At 72.2% G+C, this 23,698-nt stretch carries 23 protein-coding genes; 16 read left to right on the plus strand and 7 right to left on the minus strand.

Going from position 1 to position 23,698, the window contains the following annotated elements; genetic code table 11:
• Positions 1-64 precede the first annotated feature (64 nt).
• The 9 genes from IE97_RS0126870 (at position 65) to IE97_RS0126910 (ending at position 9,731) form a co-directional block, all read left to right on the plus strand.
• On the plus strand, positions 65-895 hold the full coding sequence (locus tag IE97_RS0126870; protein WP_030245677.1) for a tryptophan 2,3-dioxygenase family protein: 831 nt from the start codon (positions 65-67) through the stop codon (positions 893-895).
• The gene (gene kynU, locus IE97_RS0126875) at positions 888-2,120 is read left to right on the plus strand and encodes a kynureninase (RefSeq protein WP_051705130.1); all 1,233 of its coding nucleotides are present in this window, start codon (positions 888-890) and stop codon (positions 2,118-2,120) included. The genes IE97_RS0126870 and kynU overlap by 8 nt, the downstream gene beginning before the upstream one ends.
• Positions 2,121-2,256: 136 nt before the next feature.
• Positions 2,257-3,123 (plus strand): alpha/beta hydrolase, encoded by an 867-nt coding sequence (locus IE97_RS0126880; protein WP_030245683.1) that lies wholly within the window; start codon positions 2,257-2,259, stop codon positions 3,121-3,123.
• 165 nt (positions 3,124-3,288) lie between these two features.
• Positions 3,289-4,290, plus strand: coding sequence for an alpha/beta hydrolase (locus tag IE97_RS0126885; protein WP_051705131.1), 1,002 nt, complete (start codon positions 3,289-3,291; stop codon positions 4,288-4,290).
• Positions 4,283-5,524 (plus strand): acyltransferase family protein, encoded by a 1,242-nt coding sequence (locus tag IE97_RS0126890; RefSeq protein WP_030245687.1) that lies wholly within the window; start codon positions 4,283-4,285, stop codon positions 5,522-5,524. Before IE97_RS0126885 ends, IE97_RS0126890 begins: the two co-directional genes overlap by 8 nt.
• Positions 5,517-6,947 carry a sensor histidine kinase gene (locus IE97_RS0126895; RefSeq protein WP_051705132.1) on the plus strand — a complete coding sequence of 477 codons (1,431 nt, stop codon included), beginning with the start codon at positions 5,517-5,519 and terminating at the stop codon, positions 6,945-6,947. Before IE97_RS0126890 ends, IE97_RS0126895 begins: the two co-directional genes overlap by 8 nt.
• Positions 6,944-7,627, plus strand: coding sequence for a response regulator (locus IE97_RS0126900; RefSeq protein ID WP_030245693.1), 684 nt, complete (start codon positions 6,944-6,946; stop codon positions 7,625-7,627). The genes IE97_RS0126895 and IE97_RS0126900 overlap by 4 nt, the downstream gene beginning before the upstream one ends.
• Positions 7,628-7,752: 125 nt before the next feature.
• Complete coding sequence (locus IE97_RS0126905; protein WP_051705141.1) at positions 7,753-9,069, plus strand: sensor histidine kinase; 1,317 nt, start codon at positions 7,753-7,755, stop codon at positions 9,067-9,069.
• Positions 9,066-9,731 carry a response regulator gene (locus tag IE97_RS0126910; RefSeq protein WP_030245698.1) on the plus strand — a complete coding sequence of 222 codons (666 nt, stop codon included), beginning with the start codon at positions 9,066-9,068 and terminating at the stop codon, positions 9,729-9,731. Before IE97_RS0126905 ends, IE97_RS0126910 begins: the two co-directional genes overlap by 4 nt.
• Positions 9,732-9,927: 196 nt before the next feature.
• On the opposite strand, the gene IE97_RS0126915 is transcribed toward IE97_RS0126910, so the two are convergent.
• Complete coding sequence (locus tag IE97_RS0126915; RefSeq protein ID WP_030245701.1) at positions 9,928-10,503, minus strand: GNAT family N-acetyltransferase; 576 nt, start codon at positions 10,501-10,503, stop codon at positions 9,928-9,930.
• A 139-nt stretch (positions 10,504-10,642) separates the two neighbouring features.
• Between IE97_RS0126915 and IE97_RS0126920 the strand changes: the two genes are divergently transcribed.
• Together IE97_RS0126920 and IE97_RS0126925 are read left to right on the plus strand one after the other, a co-directional pair.
• Positions 10,643-11,284 (plus strand): maleylpyruvate isomerase N-terminal domain-containing protein, encoded by a 642-nt coding sequence (locus IE97_RS0126920; RefSeq protein ID WP_030245703.1) that lies wholly within the window; start codon positions 10,643-10,645, stop codon positions 11,282-11,284.
• Between the two features lie 172 nt (positions 11,285-11,456).
• The gene (locus IE97_RS0126925) at positions 11,457-12,665 is read left to right on the plus strand and encodes a cytochrome P450 (protein WP_030245706.1); all 1,209 of its coding nucleotides are present in this window, start codon (positions 11,457-11,459) and stop codon (positions 12,663-12,665) included.
• Between the two features lie 87 nt (positions 12,666-12,752).
• On the opposite strand, the gene IE97_RS0126930 is transcribed toward IE97_RS0126925, so the two are convergent.
• Positions 12,753-14,351: an ABC transporter permease gene (locus IE97_RS0126930; protein WP_030245710.1), complete on the minus strand. Its 1,599-nt coding sequence runs from the start codon at positions 14,349-14,351 to the stop codon at positions 12,753-12,755.
• Positions 14,348-15,262 carry an ABC transporter ATP-binding protein gene (locus IE97_RS0126935; protein ID WP_030245721.1) on the minus strand — a complete coding sequence of 305 codons (915 nt, stop codon included), beginning with the start codon at positions 15,260-15,262 and terminating at the stop codon, positions 14,348-14,350. Before IE97_RS0126935 ends, IE97_RS0126930 begins: the two co-directional genes overlap by 4 nt.
• Before the next feature lie 74 nt (positions 15,263-15,336).
• On the opposite strand from IE97_RS0126935, the gene IE97_RS0126940 reads away from it, so the two are divergent.
• The gene (locus IE97_RS0126940; protein WP_030245728.1) at positions 15,337-15,834 is read left to right on the plus strand and encodes a GbsR/MarR family transcriptional regulator; all 498 of its coding nucleotides are present in this window, start codon (positions 15,337-15,339) and stop codon (positions 15,832-15,834) included.
• 3 nt (positions 15,835-15,837) lie between these two features.
• Here the strand turns inward: IE97_RS0126940 and IE97_RS0126945 are convergent, their stop codons facing one another.
• Positions 15,838-16,704 (minus strand): diacylglycerol kinase family protein, encoded by an 867-nt coding sequence (locus IE97_RS0126945; RefSeq protein WP_030245730.1) that lies wholly within the window; start codon positions 16,702-16,704, stop codon positions 15,838-15,840.
• 184 nt (positions 16,705-16,888) lie between these two features.
• Here IE97_RS0126945 and IE97_RS0126950 point away from each other — a divergent pair, with 184 nt between their 5' ends.
• Positions 16,889-18,172 (plus strand): adenylosuccinate synthase, encoded by a 1,284-nt coding sequence (locus tag IE97_RS0126950; RefSeq protein WP_030245733.1) that lies wholly within the window; start codon positions 16,889-16,891, stop codon positions 18,170-18,172.
• Between the two features lie 87 nt (positions 18,173-18,259).
• Here the strand turns inward: IE97_RS0126950 and IE97_RS0126955 are convergent, their stop codons facing one another.
• The 3 genes from IE97_RS0126955 to IE97_RS0126965 form a co-directional block, all read right to left on the minus strand.
• The gene (locus IE97_RS0126955) at positions 18,260-18,910 is read right to left on the minus strand and encodes a hypothetical protein (RefSeq protein ID WP_030245735.1); all 651 of its coding nucleotides are present in this window, start codon (positions 18,908-18,910) and stop codon (positions 18,260-18,262) included.
• Between the two features lie 121 nt (positions 18,911-19,031).
• Positions 19,032-19,733, minus strand: a complete 702-nt coding sequence (locus tag IE97_RS0126960; protein ID WP_030245737.1) for a GntR family transcriptional regulator — start codon at positions 19,731-19,733, stop codon at positions 19,032-19,034.
• A 136-nt stretch (positions 19,734-19,869) separates the two neighbouring features.
• Complete coding sequence (locus IE97_RS0126965) at positions 19,870-21,225, minus strand: aspartate aminotransferase family protein (protein WP_030245740.1); 1,356 nt, start codon at positions 21,223-21,225, stop codon at positions 19,870-19,872.
• A 162-nt stretch (positions 21,226-21,387) separates the two neighbouring features.
• Here IE97_RS0126965 and IE97_RS0126970 point away from each other — a divergent pair, with 162 nt between their 5' ends.
• From IE97_RS0126970 to IE97_RS0126980, 3 genes are all read left to right on the plus strand, one after another.
• Complete coding sequence (locus IE97_RS0126970; protein WP_030245742.1) at positions 21,388-22,005, plus strand: type 1 glutamine amidotransferase family protein; 618 nt, start codon at positions 21,388-21,390, stop codon at positions 22,003-22,005.
• On the plus strand, positions 22,002-22,472 hold the full coding sequence (locus tag IE97_RS0126975; RefSeq protein ID WP_030245744.1) for a MarR family winged helix-turn-helix transcriptional regulator: 471 nt from the start codon (positions 22,002-22,004) through the stop codon (positions 22,470-22,472). Before IE97_RS0126970 ends, IE97_RS0126975 begins: the two co-directional genes overlap by 4 nt.
• Positions 22,473-22,557: 85 nt before the next feature.
• Positions 22,558-23,698 (plus strand): serine/threonine-protein kinase (locus IE97_RS0126980; protein ID WP_234331860.1); only part of this gene is annotated, 1,141 nt, incomplete at its 3' end.

Genomic DNA, 23,698 nt, shown 5'->3' on the forward strand with positions numbered 1-23,698 from the left:
GGGGCCCCCGTGTCGGATTCGGCAGGGGCGGACCGCTACCCGGAGTTATACGCAGGAGACAGCGATGTCCCACGAGGCTCATGAGCCCGAGACCCCGCATCTCGATTTCCAGGGCACGACGCCGTATGAGGACTACGTCAAGGCGGACGTGCTCACCCACCTCCAGCACACCCTCTCCGACGACCCCGGAGAGATGGTCTTCCTGGTGACGACCCAGGTGATGGAGCTGTGGTTCACGGTCATCGTCCACGAGTGGGAGACGGCGGCACAGGCGCTGAGGCGCGACGACGTACCCACCGCGATCGCCGCGCTGAAGAGGTCCGTACGGGAACTGGAGGCGCTCAACGCCTCCTGGAAGCCGCTCGCCCAGCTCACGCCGGCCCAGTTCAACTCGTACCGCAGCGCTCTCGGCGAGGGTTCCGGCTTCCAGTCGGCGATGTACCGGCGGATGGAGTTCCTGCTCGGTGAGAAGTCCGCGTCCATGCTCGTCCCGCACCGGGGCGCCCCGCGGGTGTACGCCGAACTGGAGAAGGCGCTGCACGAGCCGAGCCTGTACGACGAGGTCGTGCGGCTGCTCGCGCGGCGCGGCCACGACATCCCGGACTCCGTGCTGCGGCGCGACGTGTCGCTGCGCTACGAGCCGTCACCGGAGGTGGAGGCGGCCTGGACGGCCGTCTACTCGGGTGACGAGCAGCACGAGGTCGCCCGCCTCGGCGAGGCGCTGAGCGATGTCGCGGAGCTGGTGTGGCGCTGGCGCAACGACCACCTGGTCGCCACCCGCCGCGCGATGGGCGCCAAGACCGGCACCGGCGGTTCCGCCGGGGTGGCCTGGCTGGAGAAGCGCGCTCAGAAGAACGTGTTCCCCGAGCTGTGGACGGCGCGGTCCTATGTCTGAACCCGCCTCTGAACTCGTGTCCGGGCTCGCGGCTGAGTTCGCGGTGCGCGCGGAGAAGCTGGACGCGGTCGACGAACTGCGCGGCAAGCGGGACGCGTTCGTCCTCGACGACGTGACGTACCTCGACGGCAACTCCCTCGGCGCGCTGCCGTCCGTCGTCCCCGGGCGGGTCGAGGACGTCGTGCGCCGCCAGTGGGGCGAGCTGCGCATCCGGTCCTGGGAGGAGAGCGGCTGGTGGACCGCGCCCGAGCGGATCGGTGACCGGATCGCCCCGCTGGTCGGGGCGGCGCCCGGCCAGGTCGTGGTCGGTGACTCGACAAGTGTCAACGTCTTCAAGGCGCTCGTGGGCGCGGTGCGGATGGCCGGCGATGCCGATCGGTCCGGCCGCGACGAGATCCTCGTCGACGCGACGACCTTCCCGACCGACGGGTACATCGCCGAGTCGGCGGCCCGGATGACCGGCTGCACGCTGCGGCCGGTCGCCCCGGCGGAAGTGCCGGGTGTGCTGGGCGACCGTACGGCCGCGGTGCTGCTGAACCACGTCGACTACCGCACGGGCCGGCTGCACGACCTGCCGGCGCTGACGGCCACCGTGCACGAGGCCGGGGCGTACGTCGTCTGGGACCTGTGCCACAGTGCCGGGGCGCTGCCGGTGGGACTGGACGAGCACGGGGTGGATCTGGCGGTCGGCTGCACCTACAAGTACCTGAACGGCGGGCCGGGTTCACCCGCGTACCTGTATGTCCGCCGGGAGCTGCAGGACCGTTTCGACTCCCCGCTGCCCGGCTGGAACTCGCACGCCGAGCCGTTCGGGATGCGCGGCGACTACCAGCCGGCCTCCGGCGCCCCGCGCGGTCGCGTCGGCACGCCGGACATCCTCTCCATGCTCGCCCTGGAGGCGGCCCTGGAGGTGTGGGACGGGGTGCCGGTCGAGGCCGTGCGGGCCAAGTCCCTCGCCCTGACGGACTTCTTCCTGGAGTGTGTGACGGCGTATGTGCCCGAGGGCAGGGTCGAGTGCCTGACGCCGGTGGCGCACGAGGAGCGGGGCAGCCAGATCGCGCTGCGCTGCCACGACGCCGGTGACGTGATGAAGCGGCTGATCGAGCGGGGTGTGGTCGGCGACTTCCGGGCGCCGGACGTCCTGCGCTTCGGCTTCACACCGCTGTACGTGGGCTTCGCCGACGTGGAGCGGGCGGCGCGGGTGCTGGCTCGGACGCTGGGGTGAACGGCGGTGGAGCCCGGGACCGCTTCGGCGGCCCGGGCCCCACCGCATGTCACGCTACGTGCCTGATACCGTCCCGGCCAACGGCCGACCTCCCGCCTGGTCCGCCAAATACGTTTCATCGCTGAGAGGTTGGAGCATGACGGACGACGTCGCAGCAGCACGGGCCGCTGCCGAGGAGAAGTCGGTGTTCTCCCACGCGCCCGTCGACCCCGACGCCACCGCCGCCTACGGCGACCACCCGGACCAGGTGATCGACTTCTACGCCCCGCGTGGGGAGCGTGGCCCGGGCGGTCCCGCCCCGGTCGTCGTCGTGCTGCACGGCGGTGTCTGGCGGGCGCCGTACGACCGGCGTCACATCAGCCCCTTCGCGGGCTTCGTCGCCCGCCACGGGTTCGCCGTCGCCAGTGTCGAGTACCGGCGCGGCGGGGACGACGACTCCGTCGCCGGCCGCTGGCCCGACACCCTCGACGACGTCGCCGCCGCGCTGGACGCCCTTCCGGCGTTCGTACGGGAGCTGCTGCCGCGGGCCGATCCGCGCCGTACGGTCCTCACCGGCCACTCGGCGGGCGGGCACCTCGCGCTGTGGGGCGCGGCCCGGCACGTCCTTCCGGCCGGCTCGCCCTGGCGCACGGACGTCCCGGCGGCGCTGCGCGGTGTGGTCGCCCTCGCCCCGATCGCGGACTTCGCGATCGCCGACAAGCTGGACGTGTGCGGGGGCGGCGTGCGTCAGTTCCTGGGCGGGGACGAGCACTTCGCCGAGCGGCAGCCGTACGCGGACCCCGCGCTGCTGCTGCCCACCGGCATCGCCACGACCGTCGTGCAGGGCCGTGCGGACCTCGACGTGCCGCAGGCCGTCACCGAGTCGTACGCGGAAGCGGCGGCGAAGGCGGGGGAGATGGTCGGGGTGACCCTGCTGGAGGGCGTCGGGCACTTCCCGCTCATCGACCCCGCGGCGGACGCGTGCGCGGTGGTGGTGGAGGAGATCGCCCAGCTGGCCTGGTGAAACGGTAATCCTCCGTCCCCGTAGGGGCACGACCCCGGTCACCCCCCTAGTACCTGAGAGCTACGCCGCGGTTGAGTCCCGAGGCGGGACGCGGACGACGAGGTCCGCTCCGTAGTTTCCCTCTCACGCAGCCCCGACGGCCGGGTGCGCTGGAGAGGGACGACCATGGGGCTCGCACTGAAGTACCGCCGTAGCGGGGGGACTCGGCGCCGCTCCGGCCGCCGGCGGCGGGCCGCGCTCGCCGTCCTGGTCACCGTCGCGGTGGTCTTCCCGCTGTCCGCGGCGGGACGCCCGGAGATCCCCGCACCGCCGCCCGCCTCCCTCACCCGTCCCGACGCGTCGACGCTCGGCGAGGCGTACGCGGCCAACCGCGCCAACGCCGCCGAGGCCGCCCGTATGGCCGAAGCCCACCACGACCGTGACCGGGCGGCGGCGGACCGGTACCTGGCTTCCCCGGCCCGGCAGTTGCTGCGCTTCGACGGCCGCGGCTCCGGCCGGGTGACGGAGGTCCTGGGCGACCTCGCCCGCGCCGACCGCGTCGCCGTCCTGGTCCCCGGCTCCGACACGAGCCTCGACACCTACGGCCGGTTCCACGCGGCCGCCGCCGCGCTGCACGAGCGGCTCGCCCGGCAGGCCCCGGCGGGCACGCGCACCGCGGTGGTGGCCTGGCTGGGCTACGAGACGCCCGGCACCGTCAGCACCACGGTCACCACGACCGGCAGGGCCGAGCAGGCCGCCCCGCACCTGCGCGCGCTCGTCGCAGACCTGCGTGCCATAGCAGGCCCCGGGCCGCGCATCTCGCTGCTGTGCCACTCGTACGGCTCGGTCGTCTGCGGCCGTGCCGCCGCCGGGCTCGCCGTCGACGACATCGCGCTCGTCGGCAGCCCCGGCACAGGCGCCGACACCGCCGCCGACCTGCGCACCCGCGCCCGCGTCTGGGCGGCCCGGGGCGGTGACGACTGGGTGGAGGACGTCCCGCACCTCAGCGCGGACCTGTTCGGCACCACCGTCGGCTTCGGCACCGACCCCGTCACCCCGGCCTTCGGCGCCCGGGTGTTCGCGGCGGGCGACGGCGGCCACAGCGACTACTTCGAACCCGGCTCGACCTCCCTGACCAACCTGACCCGGATCGTCCTGGGCGAGACCAAGGCGGTGACCCATGACTGAGATCGGCGTACGAGGCATCCGCACGGGACCGCGGCGGGGCGTACGAGGCAACCGCACAGGACTGCGGCGCGGTGCCGACCGCATCGGTGCGGCCACCCCGGCCGACCGCGACCGTGCCGTGGACGCCCTGCGCGCCGCCGCCGTCCTCGGCGTCGTCCTCGGCCACTGGCTGGTCACGGCCCTGGTCGCCGACAGCGGCACCCTGCGCACGGCCAGCCCGCTGCGGGACATGCCCTGGCTGACGCCGGTCTCCTGGGTGTTCCAGACGCTCGCCGTGTTCTTCCTGGTCGGCGGCCATGTCGCCACCCGCGGCCATGCCTCGGCCCGGGCCCGCGGCATCCCCTACCACCGCTGGCTGACGGCCCGTCTGACCCGGCTGTTCAAACCGGTCGTCGCCGTCCTCAGCCTGTGGACGGCCGCCGCGCTCGGCCTGCTGCTGTCGGGCGCCGAGTTCGGCACGGTACGGACGCTGGTGAAACTGGCCCTGTCCCCGCTGTGGTTCCTCGTGGTGTTCGCCGCGCTGACGGCGGCTGCACCGCTGCTGGCCCGGCTCAACCCGCTCTGGCCGCTGGCCGTCGTCCTCCACGTGGACCTCGTGCGCTTCGGCCTCGGCGGCCCCTCCTGGCTGGGCTGGGTGAACGTGGCGGCCGGCTGGATGGTGCCCTACACGCTGGGCGCGGCCTGGACCCGGGGCGAGCTGGAGCGCCGCCGCGCGGGCTGGATCCTGCTCGCCGGCGGCGCGGCGGCGACCGCGGGGCTCGTCCTGTGGGCGGGCTATCCGGCGTCGATGGTCGGGGTGCCGGGCGAGGGCATGTCCAACCTGGACCCACCGACGCTGGCCGTCGTCACCTTCGGACTGGCCCAGTGCGGTCTCGCCCTGCTGCTGCGCGGGCGGCTGCGCCGGGCGATGCGCCGGCCCGTGGCGTGGGCGGCGGTGGCCGTCGTCAACCTCTCCGCGATGACCGTCTTCCTGTGGCACCAGACGGCCCTGATGGCCACCACGGCCACCGGGCTCCTCGCCGGGCGGCTCCCCGGGCTGCACACCCGGCCCGACGACCTGGACTGGGTCGGGGCCCGACTGCTCTGGCTGCCCGTGTTCGCCCTGGTCCTGGTGGTCTGCTGGACCGCGTTCCGGTTCTTCGAGCGGGGCGGCGGGCGGGGCCGCGCCTCGCGGGTGGTGCGGGCGCACCGTCCGTCCGACCTGGAGACGGCGGGGAAGGCTCGTCATGTCTAGGCTTGGCCGGGTGACGGACTCGGGGGTGGGCCGCGCGCTGCGGACGCGCGTCAGGGGCTGGCTGCGGGTGCTGCGTGACGACCTGTGGACCACCCGGGTGGATCCGCTGCCGCCCTCCACCTGGCTGCGCTGGCTGCCGCACGGGCTCATGTGCCTGGCCGCGTTCGGGATCACCCTCGGCGGCACGGGCGACATGAACGACAACGGCCATCTGGTCCCCGGCCTGGCTCTCCTGATCGCGGTCGCACAGGGCGGAGCCGTGGTGCTGGGGCTGTGGCGGCCGGTCCTGGCGTGGTGGGTGGCGATGGGCGCCTTCGTCGTGGGCGCCGTCACGCTGCGCGGCCAGTTGGGCTTCGACCTGGAGACCTACACCTGGCCGTGGACCGCGGCCGGGATCATCGGCCTGCTGTGTGTGCTGCTGTTGCTCGCGCTGCGGGTGCCCACCCGGGCGGCGGTGGCGGCCCTCGCCGTGACCGCGCTGCTGACCTTCGGCCTCGAGAGCCTGGTGAGGGGGGTGGACTACGACGCCACGGGGATGATCGCGGTCCCGCTGTCCGCCGTCGTCGTGGTCGTCGGCACCGCGCTGCGCGGCCGCCGCGAAGCCCGCGCGCAACTCATCGAGCAGACCACGCTCACCGCCGAGGAGCGGGCCCGGCGCGCCCTGCTGGAGGAGCGCAGCCGCATAGCGCGGGAGCTGCACGACGTGGTGGCCCACCACATGTCGGTCATCTCCATCCAGGCGCAGGTCGCCCCGCACCTGGTCGACAACCCGCCCGACGAGCTCAAGGAGAACCTCGCGGGCATCCGGCAGAACGCGCTGGAGGCGCTGACCGAGCTGCGCCGGGTACTGGGCGTGCTGCGCTCGGAGCACGGACCCGGGGAGCCGTTCACCGACCACGCTCCGCAACCCACCCTGGACCGGCTCGACGCGCTGGTGGAGAACACCCGGGCCGCCGGCCGCGAGGTCACCGTCGAGATCAACGGCGAGCGGCGTCCGTTGCCGCCCGGCGTGGAGCTGTCGGCGTACCGGATCGTGCAGGAGGCGCTCAGCAACGTCCTGCGGCACGCGCCCGGCGCGAGCGCCAAGGTCCGTCTCACGTACCGGCGGGACGGGCTGGAGGTGGAGATAGTCAACTCCCGGCCGACCGGCCCGGCACCGCCGTCCAAGGGCGCGGGGCACGGACTGCTGGGAATGCGGGAGCGCGTCGCGATGCTCGGTGGCACCATGACGGCGCACCCGTGGCACTGGGACGGCTTCAAGGTCACCGCGTTCCTCCCGGACACACCACCCGCCGACACCCCGACCGCCGATACCCCACCCGCCGACGCGCCGGGCACCGATCGCACCACCGACCGCACCCCCGACAGCACCACCCACCGCATCACCTACGACTTCACCGATCCCGAGGCAGGAACCCCATGACGAGCAGCTCCGGCCGGCCCATCCGGGTTCTCATCGTCGACGACCAGGCGATGGTCCGGCAGGGCTTCACCGTGCTGCTCGGCACCCAGCCCGGCATCGAGGTCGTCGGCGAGGCGAAGGACGGGGAGGGCGGCGTCGCGAAGGCCGCCGAGCTCGCCCCGGACGTCGTCCTGATGGACATCCGCATGCCCGGGATCGGCGGCATCGAGGCCACCGAGCGCATCACCGCGGCCCACCCCGACATGAGGGTGCTGGTGCTCACCACCTTCGACCTCGACGAGTACGTGTACGACGCGCTGCGCGCCGGAGCCTCCGGGTTCCTGCTGAAGGACGCCTCCTCGGAGCAGCTCGCCGAAGCGGTACGGGTGATCGCGGCCGGGGACGCACTGCTCGCCCCGGGCATCACCCGCAAACTGATCGCCGAGTTCTCCCGGCTGGACGACCGGCCCCGCACCCCGCTGAAGGAACGGATCGGCGACCTGACCGAGCGGGAGACGGAGGTGCTCGCCCTGATCGCGCAGGGCCTGTCGAACGCGGAGATCGCGCAGCACCTGTTCGTCGCCGAGCAGACGGTGAAGACCCACGTGGGCCGGATCCTGGTGAAGCTGGGACTCAGGGACCGGACGCAGGCGGCGGTGTTCGCGTACGAGTCGGGGTTGGTACGGCCGTCGGGGTACTGACGGGCGGCCGACGGGCCCCCGTAGTACCTGAGGGGGACGCCGAGGGACCCCTCTCCAAGGGGACGACCGTGACCCGGGGCCCGCTTACCGTTCTGTACGTGACCCAGACGACTCACATCCAGACCATGCCGCCGGGGGACGGGGCCAAGCCGCGCAGCCCGGAGTACCGGGTGGCAGTGGATTCCCTGCGCGGGCTGCGGCAGGACCTCTTCCACGACGCGTTCGCCTACCGGCCGCTGCCGCGCAGGAACCCGAACGGGCGGATCATCCGGCGGCTGCCCGGCCGCCTGCGGGAGTACGCGATCTGGACACCGCACGCCCTGATAGCCCTGGTCGCCCTGATCACCCTGCTGATCTCCGGTGTCGACAACGACGGCCAGGCGCTCCTCGTCGTTCCGTTGACTGTGATCCCCGTCCTGCTGACCATGATCCGGCCGGTCGGAGCGTTCTGGGCGTCCATGGTCTCCACCCCGCTGGCCGCCGTGCTCGGCAGCAACTGGGGCGAGTGGCCCTGGGCGGCCGGCAGCTTCGCCTGCCACCTGACGGTGCTGACGGTCGTGGCGATGCGAACGAGGCCGCGCACGGCAGGGTGGATGTGGGCGCTGACGGCGCTGTACGCGCTGATCGCGGACGCAGGTATCGGCCCGACCTACGAGTACGGCGGCACGAACTCCGGCCCCATGCTGGTCTTCTCGGCCATGATCCTGCTCTGCGTCACCGTCTGGCACATCCGCAGCGCGGCCGCGCAGGAGGTCACCGCCCAGCAGACGGTCACCGCGCACGAGCGCTCCCGCCGCACCCTGCTGGAGGAGCGCACGACGATCGCCCGTGAGCTGCACGACGTGGTCGCCCACCACATGTCGGTGGTCGCCATCCAGGCGGAGGCCGCGCCCTACCGGGTGGAGAACCCGCCGCCGGAGCTGGAGAAGGCCTTCGCCACCATCCGGGAGAACGCGGTGGCGGCGCTGACCGAGCTGCGCCGCGTGCTGGGCGTGGTCCGCGCCGAGGACTACGAGGTCCCGGACGCCCCGCAGCCGACGCTCGCCGACCTGGACGGGCTGCTGGCCAACGTGCGGGACGCGGGCCTGAGCGTCGACAAGGTGGCGATCGGCGCGGTGCGCGAACTGCCGCAGGGCGTGGAGCTGTCGGCGTACCGCATCGTGCAGGAGGCCCTGAGCAACACGCTGCGGCACGCACCGGGGGCGACCGCCCGGGTCGAGATCGGGTACGTGCTCGGCGGCCTGGGCCTGCGCATAGTCAACGGCCCGCCGCCCAACCCCAGCCTCGTCAAGCCCTCGCCCGGCGCCGGCCACGGCATCACCGGCATGCGGGAGCGCGTGACGATGCTGAACGGCGAGATGACGGCGGGTCGCACGGACGACGGAGGATACGAGGTGACGGTGTTCCTGCCGGTCGCCCTGCCGGACGAGGGTGACGCATGACCATTCGCGTGCTGATCGCGGACGATCAGATGATGGTGCGCGAGGGCTTCTCGGTCCTGCTGAACGCGATGCCGGACATCGAGGTCGTCGGCGAGGCGGTGAACGGCCGCGAGGCCGTCGCCAAGGTCCGCGAACTCGCCCCGGACGTCGTGCTGATGGACATCCGGATGCCCGAGCTCAACGGCATCGAGGCGACCCGCGAGATCGTCGCCGCCGACGGGGCGGCGAAGGTGCTGGTGCTCACCACCTTCGACCTCGACGAGTACGTGTACCAGGCGCTGCGCGCGGGGGCCTCCGGCTTCCTCCTCAAGGACGCCTCGGCCCGCCAGCTCGCCGACGGGGTGCGCGTGGTGGCGTCCGGGGAGGCGCTCCTCGCGCCCTCGGTGACCAGGCGCCTGATCACCGAGTTCTCCAAGCTGTCCGAGGGCCCGCGCCTCATGCCCTCCGCGCAGGCGGCGTACGGCGATCTCACCGAGCGGGAGACGGAGGTGCTGATCCTGATCGCGCAGGGCCTGTCGAACGCGGAGATCGCCGAGCGGCTGGTGGTCGCCGAGTCGACGATCAAGACGCATGTCAGCCGGATCCTGGTGAAACTGGGGCTGAGGGACCGCACGCAGGCGGCGGTGTTCGCTTACGAGGCGCGGCTGGTGACACCCGGCTAGGAGCGTGGGCCCGTGACAGGCGTGGCCGAGTGGCCGTGAGTGGTGGGGCCAGTCGCGGTCGTCCGGTCGCCGCCTGTGAGGCGGGAGGGGCTCTGCTCATCAGGTGTGCGGCCTGGTCCGACCGTGACGGGGCGGAGCCCCGCCGGTCGGCCGACCAGGGCGGTGGGTCCGGCGAGCCCTCTCGGGTCGTCCGTGGTCAGCTTTGCCGACGGAAGTCCAGCATGTAGAAGACCTTGTCGTAGCGGTGCTCACAGACGGCGACGAAGTCGGGCAGACGGCCGTATTCGGTGAAGCCCAGCGATCGGTAGAGGCGCAGGGCGTTGGTGTTGTCGCCACGGGCGTCCAGAGTGAGGACCTCGATGCCTGTCCGACGGGCGTCAGCGATCAAGGCAGCGGTCAGCGCGCGACCGACACCGCGACCATGGGCAGCGGCACTTACCGCGATCTTCTCAAGATCGGCGTGTGGCCGATGAGTCGGGCGGGCGTAGCGGAGCCAGTACCCCAGCCCGACAAGCCGACGGTCGAGGTAAGCGGCCCGCAAGGCCGCGTCCCCGGCCTGTACGGCAGAGACGACGTGGCCGAGAAGTTCCGCCACCTCATCCCGTGAGGGTGGTTCGACCCAGCCCAGCGCAGCACCTCCACTGACCAGGTCCGCCAGGATCCGGTGGGCCGACTCCGCGAACCGGGCCTCCAGCTCCGGATCGGACGTCAGCTCCCTGGCGTCAAGGATGGCTGGCTCAGTGGTCACACCGCTGGTGATGGCCCGGGTCATGACCGGCAGCCTAGGCCAGCAGGGGATTGAGAGGTCGTTGCTCTGTCGATCATGGTGAGCATCGTCCGCATACTGGTCAGACGTTCCATCAGGTGGACGACCTCGTCGTGACGATCTCGGCCCGGGCAAGATGCCTCGCATGACCAAGGAGATACGCAAGGCATACCTGCTGGGCGCCGAGCAGGCTGTGGACCTGCTGGCCACGGAAGAGGTGGCGCGTTGCTGGGACAAGGAGTCAGTGCTGCCGGGGATGACGGTGGGTGGACTGGCCGGTCACCTCGCGCGCAGCGTCTTACAGGTCGAATGGTTCCTCGACGGCGAGACGGTCGGCGCGGAGCCGGTATCGCCGGTGCGCTACTACGCGCGGCTCGTCGGCACGTCGTTGCCGGACTCCGCACTCAACGTCGGCGTCCGCGCGCGGAGCGAGGAGACGGCAGCCGCCGGCCCCGCAGCCGTGGCTGAGCAGGCGCACGCCGCATGGCAAAGGCTGGCACAACGACTGGGCCAGGAGCCGGCCGATCGGCGAGTGGCCGTCCTCCACCGGCCTGGAGAGGAAATGCTGCTCGACGGCTACCTGCAGACCCGATGCGTCGAATTGGCAGTGCACCTTGATGACCTGGTTCTGAGCGTGGGCGCGGGCTGCCGGACACCCGAAGCCACGCTCGCCATCGCAGTCGACGTCCTCGTCGCGGCCGCCCGTGACCGGCACGGTGATCAGGCCGTGCTCCATGCGCTCGCCAGGCGTGAACGTGACGCCGACCAGGCTTTGCGCGTGCTGTGAGAAGCCGTGGCCGCTGCCTGTCACGGTGAGCAGTGGTTCGAGCGTCGCGACCCGGTCGATTGATCTCCGGCGGCGGCCGCCGGGGGACACCGGTCGCGAGCGTGCATCGATCATCGATCACATGCGGGATCACCCCTGGTCAGTGAGGGGGTTGTGGGGCTAGCGTCCCGGCATGACCGCCGCATTCGACCCGTGGGACCCGGCCTTCCTCGCCGACCCGTACCCCGCCTACGCCGAGCTGCGTGCCCAGGGCCGCGTGCACTACTACGAGCCGACGAACCAGTGGCTCGTCCCGCACCACGCGGACGTCTCGGCGCTGCTGCGCGACCGGCGCCTCGGCCGCACCTACCAGCACCGCTTCACGCACGAGGAGTTCGGCCGCACCGCGCCCCCGCCGGAGCACGAGCCGTTCCACACGCTCAACGACCACGGCATGCTCGACCTGGAGCCGCCGGACCACACCCGGATCCGCCGCCTGGTGTCGAAGGCGTTCACGCCACGCACGGTGGAGCGGCTGAAGCCGTACGTGCGGGGGCTGGCGGACGAGCTGGCGTCGAAGCTGGTCTCGGCCGGCGGCGGCGACCTGCTGAAGGACCTCGCCGAGCCCCTCCCCGTCGCGGTGATCGCCGAGATGCTCGGCATCCCGGAGTCCGACCGTGCCCCGCTGCGCCCCTGGTCGGCGGACATCTGCGGCATGTACGAGCTGAACCCGTCCGGGGAGACGGCGGCGAAGGCGGTCAGGGCGTCGGTCGAGTTCTCCGACTACCTGCGCGAACTGATCGCGGCCCGCCGCAAGGAGCCGGGCGAGGACCTCATCTCGGGCCTCATCGCCGCCCACGACGAGGGCGACCGCCTCACCGAGCAGGAGATGATCTCGACGGCGGTCCTCCTGCTGAACGCCGGCCACGAGGCCACCGTGAACGCCACGGTCAACGGCTGGTACGCCCTGTTCCGCAACCCGTCCCAGCTGGACGCGCTGCGCGCGGACCCCACGCTCATCCCCTCCGCGATCGAGGAGCTGATGCGCTACGACACCCCGCTCCAGCTGTTCGAGCGCTGGGTCCTTGACGAGATCGAGATCGCCGGCACCACGATCCCGCGCGGCGCTGAGGTCGCCCTGCTCTTCGGCTCCGCCAACCACGACCCGGAGGTCTTCACCGACCCCGGCCGCCTCGACCTCACCCGCACCGACAACCCCCACATCTCCTTCAGCGCCGGCATCCACTACTGCATCGGCGCCCCCCTGGCCCGCATCGAACTGGCGGCGTCGATGGGCGCACTGCTGGAGAAGGCACCGACGCTGCGCCTGGCCGCCGAGCCTGACCGGAAGCCGAACTTCGTGATCAGGGGTCTGGAGGGACTGGCTGTGGAGGTCGGCTGATCACCTCCTTCGGCGCGAAGCTCTCACTGCCTGAGCTCCTCGGGATCGAATTCGACACCGAGGAGCTCAAGCAGTACGTCGACCGAATCAGGCGGACATGTCCCGCCGCCGCAGCCCGGCGAGCCCTCCGGCCACCAGCACGGCCGCCAGCCCCGTCAGGACCAGAACCGGTCCCCAGGCCATCTCCCCTCCCGGCAGCTTCGGCAGATGCCCGAACGGCGACACGTCCAGCACCTCCTGCGGTACGTCCAGCGCGGGCCCGACCCACCCGATCAGCAGCACCGCCCCGGCGACGCCCCACGCCGCCACGGCCGCCCGGGGCAGCAGGCCGTGCAGCAGCACCGCCACCCCGCCGATCACCCACACCGCCGGGACCTGCACCAGGCAGGCCCCCAGGATCGGGCCGGTCTCCCTGCCGTAGCCGACGGCGAAGCCCAGGCCGGCCAGCAGCATGATCAGCGCGGAGCCACCGAAGGCGATCACCAGATGCCCGGCGGCCCACCGCAGCCGCCCGACCGCGCCCGCCAGGACCGGTTCCGCCCGGCCCGAGGTCTCCTCGCCGTGCAGCCGGAGCACCGACGCCACGACGTACAGGGCCGCGACCAGGCCGAGCATGCCGACCATCGACGCCAGGAACGCGTCCGTCAGGCCGGACCGGCCGCCCATGCGCTCGAAGATCCGCCGGGCGTTCTCGTTGTCGCCGACCAGGTCGGCCGCGCCCTCGGTCATCCCGCCGTAGACGACCCCGGCGAGGAAGAAGCCGATGCCCCAGCCGAGCACACTGCCCCGCTGCAACCTCCAGGCCAGGGCGCCCGCGCCGCCCAGCCGTCCGGTCGCAGGCCCCGGCCGGGCGGGCAGGAAGCTCATGCCGATGTCCCGGCGCCCGGCCAGCGCGTACGCCACCGCGCCCTGGACGGCGACCGCCCCGGCGAGCAGCGCCAGCACCCACCAGCGTTCGCCGGCGTAGGGCCGCAGGTTCTCCAGCCACCCCAGCGGTGACAGCCACGTCAGCACCGACGAGCCGTCCTTCGTCGCCGAGTCGCCCGCCGCGCGCAGGACGAACGCGGCGCCCAGCACCGCCGCCGTCAGCCCACGGGCCAGCCGCGCGCTCTCCGTCAGCTGCGCCACGATCGCCGCCATCGTGGCGAAGACCATGCCGACCCCGGCGATCCCGAGCCCCAGGGCCAGCGCCCCGGCCATGCCCTGTCCGGCCAGCCCGGCCGTCACCAGCAGCGCCAGCACGGCGTTCGCGACCGCCGCCGCCAGCAGGGCCGCCGTGAGCGAGGCCCGGCGGCCCACCATCCCGGACGCCACCAGTTCCTGACGCCCGCTCTCCTCCTCGTCCCGGGTGTGCCGGACGACGACCAGCAGGCTCATCACCGCGGCCAGGGCACCCGCGTAGACCCCGGCCCGCCAGGCCGTCAGGGCGCCCAGCGAGTCACCGAAGACCGGGCCGACCATCGCGCGCAGCGAGGAGTTGCCCCCCACCTGCCGGACCAGGTCGGCGCGTTCGGCGGGAGTGCCGTACAGGCCCTCCAGGGTGCCCGGCATGGAGAGGACCATGAGGGTGTCGACCGCGATCCACACCGGGATCATCAACCGGTCCCGCCGCAGGGCGAAGCGCAACAGTGTGCCGGTACCGGCCAGTTGACGTGAACTGCCGGGTCGCACCGCGAAGGTCGTCATCGCGCTGCCGCCTCGGCCGTCTCGGCGGACTCTTCCTGGTAGTGCCGCAGGAACAGCTCCTCCAGCGTCGGCGGTGTCGACGTCAGCGACCGTACGCCCGACTCGCTGAGCGACCTCAGCACGGCGTCCAGCCGGTCGGTGTCGACCTGGAGCCGGACCCGGTGCCCCCGCACGTCGAGGTCGTGGACGCCCGGCAGCGCCGACAACCCGTTGGGCGGGCCGGCGAGTTCGGCGACGACGCTGGTGCGGGTCAGATGGCGCAGGTCGGCGAGCGATCCGCTCTCGACCGTACGGCCCTTGCGGATGATGCTCACCCGGTCGCACAGCTCCTCGACCTCGCTGAGGATGTGGGAGGAGAGCAGGATGGTGCGGCCACGGTCGCGTTCCTCGATGACGCAGCGCTGGAAGACCTCCTCCATCAGCGGGTCCAGGCCCGAGGTCGGCTCGTCCAGGATCAGCAGGTCGACGTCCGAGGCGAACGCGGCGACCAGGGCGACCTTCTGCCGGTTGCCCTTGGAGTAGGCGCGGCCCTTCTTGGTGGGGTCCAGCTCGAACCGCTCGATCAGCTCCGCCCGGCGCCTCGCGTCGAGCCCTCCGCGCAGCCGGCCGTACAGGTCGATGACCTCGCCGCCGGAGAGGTTGCGCCACAGCGTCACGTCCCCGGGGACGTACGCGATACGGCGGTGCACCTCCACGGCGTCGGCCCAGGGGTCCCGGCCGAGCACCTGCGCGGCGCCCGAGTCGGCGCGCAGCAGGCCCAGCAGGACCCGGATGGTGGTGGACTTGCCGGCGCCGTTGGGGCCGAGGAAGCCGTGGACCTCGCCGGAGGCGACCTCCAGGTCGAGCCCGTCGAGCGCGTGCGTCCGTCCGAAGGACTTGTGCAGTCCGGAGACGGTGATGGCCTTCGTCATGCTTCAGAACGTACGCTTCTTTCAGAAATTTGTGAAGTTAAGGAACCGTATGAATCACGGATAGGATGAAGCGCATGACGGAATCAGCCAGGAGCGGGCGGGACGCGGAGGGGGTCTCGAGGTTCGTCGAGTCCTTCGCGGCGCACCTCGTGGAGGCCGGGATGCCGCGGATGCCCGCCCGGGTGTTCGCCGCGCTCCTCTCCGCCGACGAGGGCTCGATGACCTCCGCCGGACTGGGGGAGCAGTTGCGCATCAGCCCCGCGGCGGTGTCCGGCGCGGTGCGCTACCTGGCCCAGGCGCACATGGTCTCGCGCGAACGGGAGCCGGGCTCGCGCCGGGAGCGCTACCGGGTGCACGGCGACCAGTGGTACGAGGCCCTGACCAACCGCGAAGCCGTCCTCAAGCGCTGGGAAGCGGCCCTGCACGAGGGTGTCGCCAGCCTGGGGCCCGACACCCCGGCAGGCCGCCGCATGTCCGAGACCCTGGCGTTCTTCGAGTTCATCGACGTGGAACTGGCCGCACTGATGGAACGCTGGCGGGAGCACCGGAAGAAGGCGTTCGGGCCGGAGTGACCTTCACCCCGCCGCCGGCACCGTCAGCCCCCAAGCCCCCTCCCGCACCACCCACGTCCGGGTCCGCACCGGCCCCGACACCACCGTGTCCGCCCGGTACCGGAAGTGCGCCCCCGACACCGTCACCGTCCGGCCCTGCGCGAGCAGCGGGGATGCCTCGGCGCCCACCGACACGGGTCTGACCTCCACCGACGCGATCCCCGCCGCTGCCGGTGACACCGACACCGCCTCCACCGGCTGGTCCAGGTCGACGAGGGTCTCGCCGTCGACCTCGACCCGCAGCCGGGACGGTCCGGGCTCGGGTGCGGCGGCGACCCGGGGCGGGCGGCCGGCCGGGACCAGGGTGCGGACCAGGGACTGGCAGGTCCGCAGCCACGGGCGGCTCGGTACGCCGGCCTCGGGATCCGGCACCTCCGGCGCGGCCGGAACCGGCGGTATCCGCAGCGCGCCCAGCACCACCCCGTCGCTGTCGTCGACCATCAGGTCCATCCGCCGCTCGACCCCGTCGAGCACCGCCCGTGCCGCCGCCACCGTCCCCGTCGGCACCCCCAGCGACCGGGCGAGGGACAGCCCGCCCCCGACCGGCACCAGCGACAGCGCGCAGCCGGCCAGCTCCCGGTGCCGGTGCAGCAGCGACACCGCGCGGAGCAGGGCACGGTCGTCACCCACCACCACCGGGCGCCGCGAACCCCGCCGGGACAGTGCCCGCGCGAACTCCTCCGGCCCCTCCGGCAGGCACAGCTTCATCGCCGCGCCCCCTCCGAGCACGTCTTTCGCTATCCGTACGGACTCGCCATCGGACCTTCGGGCGACCGGGTCTATGACCACCAGCAGCTGCTCGGACGTCGCGGAAGTCGCCACCTCGGCCATGCCTCGCTTCCTCGGGTAGCATCTTTGTGCAAGAGCCCCTTGCGCTATTGCGCCAGGGGCTTCGTCTATTCCGGGGCATCCGGTCCGACGGTTGGCGGCCAACGGCGGTCGCGGTGCACGCGGCGGAGACCTCCGCGTTCGCCCTTGACCATGGACATGCCCCGCCCGGAAGGGGTGTACGCGCGTGCCCGCACTTGTGCTGCTCGGTGCTCAGTGGGGTGACGAAGGCAAGGGAAAGGCCACCGACCTGCTCGGTGGTTCGGTGGACTATGTAGTGCGCTACCAGGGCGGCAACAACGCCGGCCACACGGTGGTCGTGGGTGACCAGAAGTACGCCCTCCACCTCCTCCCTTCCGGAATCCTGTCCCCCGGCTGCACGCCGGTCATCGGTAACGGTGTCGTCGTCGACCCGTCGGTCCTGCTCTCCGAGCTGAGCGGTCTGAACGAGCGTGGTGTCGACACCTCCAAGCTCCTGCTCAGCGGAAACGCGCACATCATCACGCCGTACAACGTCACGGTCGACAAGGTGACCGAGCGCTTCCTCGGCAAGCGGAAGATCGGCACGACCGGACGCGGCATCGGCCCGACCTACGCCGACAAGATCAACCGCGTCGGCATCCGCGTGCAGGACCTCTACGACGAGTCGATCCTGACGCAGAAGGTCGAGGCGGCCCTCGACGTCAAGAACCAGATCCTCACCAAGCTCTACAACCGGCGCGCGATCGCCGTGGACCAGGTGGTCGAGGAGCTGCTGGGCTACGCCGACAAGCTCGCGCCGTACGTCGCCGACACCGTCCTGGTCCTCAACCAGGCGCTGGAGGAGGACAAGGTCGTCCTGTTCGAGGGCGGCCAGGGCACCCTCCTCGACATCGACCACGGCACGTACCCCTTCGTCACCTCGTCCAACCCGACCGCGGGCGGCGCCTGCACCGGCGCCGGTGTCGGCCCGACCAAGATCAGCCGCGTCATCGGCATCCTCAAGGCCTACACGACCCGTGTCGGCGCGGGCCCGTTCCCGACGGAGCTCTTCGACGAGGACGGCGAGGCCCTGCGCCGCATCGGCGGCGAGCGCGGTGTCACCACCGGCCGTGACCGCCGCTGCGGCTGGTTCGACGCGGTGATCGCCCGCTACGCGACCCGCGTGAACGGCCTCACCGACTTCTTCCTCACCAAGCTCGACGTCCTCACCGGCTGGGAGCAGATCCCGGTGTGCGTGGCGTACGAGATCGACGGCAAGCGCGTCGAGGAGCTCCCCTACTCCCAGACCGACTTCCACCACGCCAAGCCCGTCTACGAGATGCTGCCGGGCTGGAGCGAGGACATCAGCAAGGCCAAGTCCTTCTCCGACCTGCCGAAGAACGCCCAGAGCTACGTCAAGGCGCTGGAGGAGATGTCCGGCGCCCCGATCTCCGCGATCGGCGTGGGCCCGGGCCGGGACGAGACGATCGAGATCAACTCGTTCCTGTAGGCCGAGCCGAGTGGTACGCGCCGCGTCCCGGTGACCCTCGTGGTCGCCGGGACGTTCGGCGTCCGGGGGGTCCGCAAGGGGCGGCCCTCAGCTGAACACGATCATCGACCCCTGCGCCAGACTCCGCGTCACGGCCGCGTGCAGCCCCAGCCACACATGCCGTTCGCGGGCGAAGGGGCTGGGATCGTACGGCGCTGGGACGGCGGGTTCCTCCAGCTCCGTGGGGACCAGGGGCGGCTGGGGGGCCGCCGGCGGGTTGGCCGGATCGATGCCGATGGCGGGGGCGACCACCTCCAGTTCCCGCAGCAGGGCGTGCGAGGAGCCCAGGGGCCCGCCGCCCGCGAGCAGTGCCTCGTCGGCGAGCGGGCTGGGGAAGTCGACGGGGACGTAGGCGCCCGCGTGGTCGTAGTGCCAGACCAGGTGCGACTGCTGGGCCGTCGACTCGAACATCTCCAGCAACTGTTCGTAGTCGCCCCCGAGTTCGTCCACGGGCGTCACCGGCAGGCCGCACACCTGGAGCAGATAGGCGCGACGCAGGAAATGCAGGGCGTCGTAGTCGAAGCCCGCGACCGGGGCCACGTCGCCGGACAGGCCCGGCATGTACTGGTACACCGGCACCGGCGGCAGCCCGGCCTCGGCGAGCACCTTGTTGTATTGCGCGAGTTCCTCGGCGAACGGGTTGTCCGGCGTGTGGCACAACACGTCGACGAGCGGTACCAGCCACAGGTCACAGGCCAAAGAAGGCTCCTCGCTCAGCTCGAGTGGTCGGGTGGCACGGTGTCAGGAAGGGTATCGGTGCTCCACGGCGGCGGCTCCCACCGTGCATGTCCCATACCCAGACGGACGGATGCGACGCGGGTCAACCGGAGGCGAGACGTTCGATCAGGGCGATCGAGTGGGCGTTGTAGCCGGCGATGATCGACCGGGCGCTGTCGGTGTCGCGGGCCCCCAGGGCGTCGACCAGTGCGGTGTGGCCGGTCCACAGCTCGCCGCGCAGGTCGGAGAGCCGGCACAGGTGCTGCACCGCGCACACCCAGGTCTGGACGCGCAGCCGGTGCAGGAAGTCACCCAGGTAGGCGTTGCCGAAGAGGGCGGCGAGTTCGCGCCAGTAGCGCAGGTCGTAGCCGATGAGGACGGTGAGGTCACCGGCCGCGGCGGCCCGCTGTGCCTCCTCGCCGCGCCGCCGGACTCCGGCGAGGGTCGCGGCGACCAGGGGGTCGTCGGTGCGTATGGAGGCGCGCTGCCCGGTGATCAGGGAGTGGAACATCCCTTCGATGACCAGGTCGCGGGCCTCGATCATGCCGCGGAAGTCCTCGACCGAGTACTCGTGGACCCTGAAGCCCCGGTGCTGGTCGGCGTCCAGGAGCCCCTGCGCGGAAAGGTCGACCAGCGCCTCGCGCACCGGAGTGGCGGAGACTCCGTACTGCTCGGCGATCTCCTTGACCGTGAACTCCTGCCCCGCCTGGAGCCGCCCGGCCAGCACCTCGTCACGAAGGGCGTCCGCGATCTGCTGTCGCAGGGTGCTGCGCGTCACGGCGCCGTTGCCGGTGCGGGCGGGCATGGTCAGGGCGTCTCCCTCGTCGCGTTCGGGTGGCGTGCGCGTATGTATCGCCGTGCACGCATATGTCTACGAGCACGCCACCTTACGCGTTCGAACACGACGCGAGGTTGTCCGTTACTGACGGGTTTACAGCTGCCTACCGCGTGTATTCGTCCGCCACGGAGAGTGCCGCGTCCAGTACCGCCAGCCCCTCCTTCAGCTCCGCCTCGCTGATGTTGCACGGCGGCACGACGTGCGTCCGGTTCATGTTCACGAACGGCCACAGCCCGCCGGCCTTCGCGGCGGCGGCGAAGGCCGCCATCGGCGCGTTCGCCTCCCCGGCCGCGTTGTACGGCACCAGCGGCTCCCGCGTCTCCCGGTCGCGGACCAGCTCCAGCGCCCAGAACATGCCGACGCCGCGCACCTCGCCGACGCATGGATGCCGCTCGGCCAGCGCCCGCAGCTCCGGCCCGGCGACGGAGGTGCCCAGCCGTGCCGCGTTCCCGACGACGCCCTCCTCGGCCATGACGTTGATCGTCGCCACGGCCGCCGCGCAGGCCAGCGGGTGCCCGGAGTACGTCAGGCCACCGGGGTAGGGCCGCTTGCCGAACGTCTCCGCTATCGCGCCCGAGATCGCGACACCGCCCAGCGGCACGTACCCGCTGTTCACGCCCTTCGCGAAGGTCAGCAGGTCGGGCGTGACGTCGAACAGGTCCGCCGCGAACCACTCACCGGTCCGGCCGAACCCGGCCATGACCTCGTCCAGGACGAAGACGATGCCGTACTTGTCGCACAGCTCGCGCACACCGGCGAGGTAGCCGGGCGGCGGGACCATGATCCCGGCCGTCCCCGGGATGGTCTCCAGAATGATCGCCGCGATGGTCGAGGGACCCTCGAAGGCGATCGTCGTCTCCAGGTGCTCCAGCGCCCGAGCGCACTCCTGCTCCTCGTTCTCGGCGTAGAAACGGGAGCGGTAGAGGTACGGCGCCCAGAAGTGCACGACCCCGGCCGTGCCGCTGTCGGAGGCCCAGCGGCGCGGGTCGCCGGTGATGTTCACGGCCTGCTGCGTGCCGCCGTGGTACGAGCGGTACGCCGAGAGCACCTTCGGGCGGCCGGTGTGCAGGCGGGCCATGCGGATGGCGTGCTCGACGGCGTCGGCGCCGCCGTTGGTGAAGAAGATCTTGTCCAGGTCGCCGGGTGTCCGCTCGGCGATCAGGCGGGCCGCCTCCGACCGGGCCTCGACGGCGAACGCGGGCGCGAAGGTCGTCATCCTCGCTGCCTGCTCCTGGATCGCGGCGACGACCGCGGGGTGCTGGTAGCCGATGTTCGTGTAGACGAGACCGCTGGAGAAGTCGAGGTAACGCCGGCCGTCGTAGTCCCAGAAGTACGACCCCTCGGCACCGGCGACGGCGAGCGGGTCGATGAGCTCCTGAGCGGACCAGGAGTGGAACACGTGGTCACGGTCGGCGGCCTTGACGGCGGCGCCGGCTTCGGGGTTCGGCTGAGGGGTCATGCGGGGGAGCGTAGGTGTGCCGGGACGGGCGGTGAAATCGGCGGCCTGTCTGCGGTCGGGACGTTTCCGCGACAGGTTGTCCACGGCGCACGGAGCCTATTGACAGCATGCTGTCCAAATGTCAGAGTGCTGTCATAGGACCCAGGGGTTCGAGGAGGAACCATGAACACCACCGCAGGCCGCAAGCCCGTCCACCTCGCCGTCTACGACACGCTCGCCGACTGGGAGACCGGCCACGCCACGGCCCACCTCGCCCGCGCCGGTCACCCGATCCGGACCGTCGGACCGTCCACGGCCCCGGTCACCAGCATCGGCGGACTTCGCGTCCAGCCCGACCTGGCCCTGGACGACGCACGTCCGCAGGACAGCGCGCTGCTGATCCTCCCGGGCGCCGATCTGTGGGACACCAGCGATGACCTCGCGCCCTTCGCCCGCAAGGCCCGGGAGTTCCTCGACGCGGGCGTGCCCGTCGCCGCGATCTGCGGGGCCACCGCCGGACTCGCCCGCGAGGGCCTGCTCGACGACCACGACCACACCAGCGCGGTCTCCTTCTACCTCGCCGCGACCGGCTACGCGGGCGGCGCACGCTACGTCGAGACCGACGCCGTCACCGACGGCAACCTGGTCACCGCAGGCCCGACCGAGCCGGTCGCCTTCGCCCGGGAGATCCTCCGGCTGCTCGGCGTCTACGAGGGTGAGGTGCTGGACGCCTGGTACCGGCTGTTCCACGACTCCGACGCGGCGGCCTACGGGGTGCTGGAGAAGGCCGGCGCGCTGTGAGCCGGGAGCGTCAGGACCTGCTCAGCCGCAGCGCCCTCGGGGTGTTCCGGCTGAACGGCCAGTTCCTCGGCGTCGCGGAGGAGCTGGCCCGGCCCGCCGGACTCACCGCCGCCTGGTGGCAGGTGCTCGGCGCGGTCCTCGGCGAGCCGCTGCCCGTCTCCGGCATCGCCCGCGCCATGGGCATCACCCGGCAGAGCGTGCAGCGCATCGCCGATCTGCTGGTGGAGCGGGGGCTCGCCGAGTACCGGCCGAACCCCGCGCACCGCCGTGCCAAGCTCCTCACTCCGACCGAGGAGGGCCGTGCGGCGATCGCCCGGATCGACCCCGGGCACACGGCCTTCGCCGACCGGCTGGCGGAGGCGTTCGGGGAGGCGGAACTCGCGGAGGCGGTGGACGTACTGGAACGGCTGTCGAAGGTGCTCGACCAGGTGGGGCCGCCCGTCACACACCCTCCGCCTGTTACATAACCGTAGACATCGCCCAGGTCACCCCGCCCGGACCCCGCACTATTCTCGATCTGTTGCTCACGTGTGGGGGGAAGGCGGCTGAGCGATGGAGAAGCTGGGGCCCGGGGATCCGCAGCACATCGGTGCGTACCGGCTGCTGGCGCGGCTCGGCGCGGGGGGCATGGGGCACGTCTACCTGGCCCGCTCGGAGCGGGGCCGTACGGTCGCCGTGAAACTCGTGCGCGAGGAGCTGGCCGCGCAGGAGGAGTTCCGGGAGCGGTTCCGGCAGGAGGTGCGGGCCGCGCGGCGGGTCGGCGGGTACTGGACGGCGCCGGTGCTGGACGCGGACACCGAGGCGGCGGTGCCGTGGGTGGCCACGGGGTACGTCGCCGGGCCGAGCCTGCAGCAGGTCGTCGGGCACGACCACGGGGCCCTGCCCGAGCGAACCGTCCGCATCCTCGCGGCCGGACTCGCGCACGCGCTCAAGGACATCCACGCCGCCGGCATCGTCCACCGCGACCTGAAGCCGTCCAACGTGCTGGTCACCATCGACGGCCCGCGCGTCATCGACTTCGGCATCGCGCGGGCCCTGCAGACCATGACCGACGGCGGGCTCACCCGCACCGGGGCGCTCGTCGGGTCGCCCGGTTTCATGGCGCCCGAGCAGGTGCGGGGCGACCGCATCACCCCGGCGTGCGACGTCTTCTGCCTCGGCTCGGTCCTCGCCTACGCCGCCACCGGCACCCTGCCCTTCGGCACCGCGGGCAGCGGCGGTGTGCACGCGCTGATGTTCCGCATCGCCCAGGAGGAACCGGACCTGGAGGGCGTCCCCGAGGGCATCGCCGACCTGGTCCGCGCGTGCCTGCGCAAGGACCCCGCCGCACGGCCGTCCCTCGACCGCGTCCTGGAACGCACCGGCGCCGACGACACCGTCCTGGACGGCCGCGCCCTCGACCCGTGGCTCCCGAGCGCCCTCGTCGCCCAACTCGGGCGGCACGCGGTGCGGTTGCTGGACGCGGAGGATCCGGAGGGGGAGCAGGGGGCTGACGGAGGAGGGCCGTCCGCCGCCGAGGAGGTCTCCGGCCCGCCCGCCGTGGCGGACCAGCGCGGTGCCGTCCGGAACCCCGCCCCCGGCCCCACACCCGAACACGCCCCCGCCGCCGACGAGTCGTCCCGGAATCCCGTCCCGCCGCCCCCCGTGCCTCCGGCCCCCGTGCCGACGCCCTCCGCGCACCCCGGCCCGCCTC

The sequence above is a fragment of the Streptomyces sp. NRRL S-455 genome (assembly GCF_000717875.1).
GTDB lineage: Bacteria > Actinomycetota > Actinomycetes > Streptomycetales > Streptomycetaceae > Streptomyces.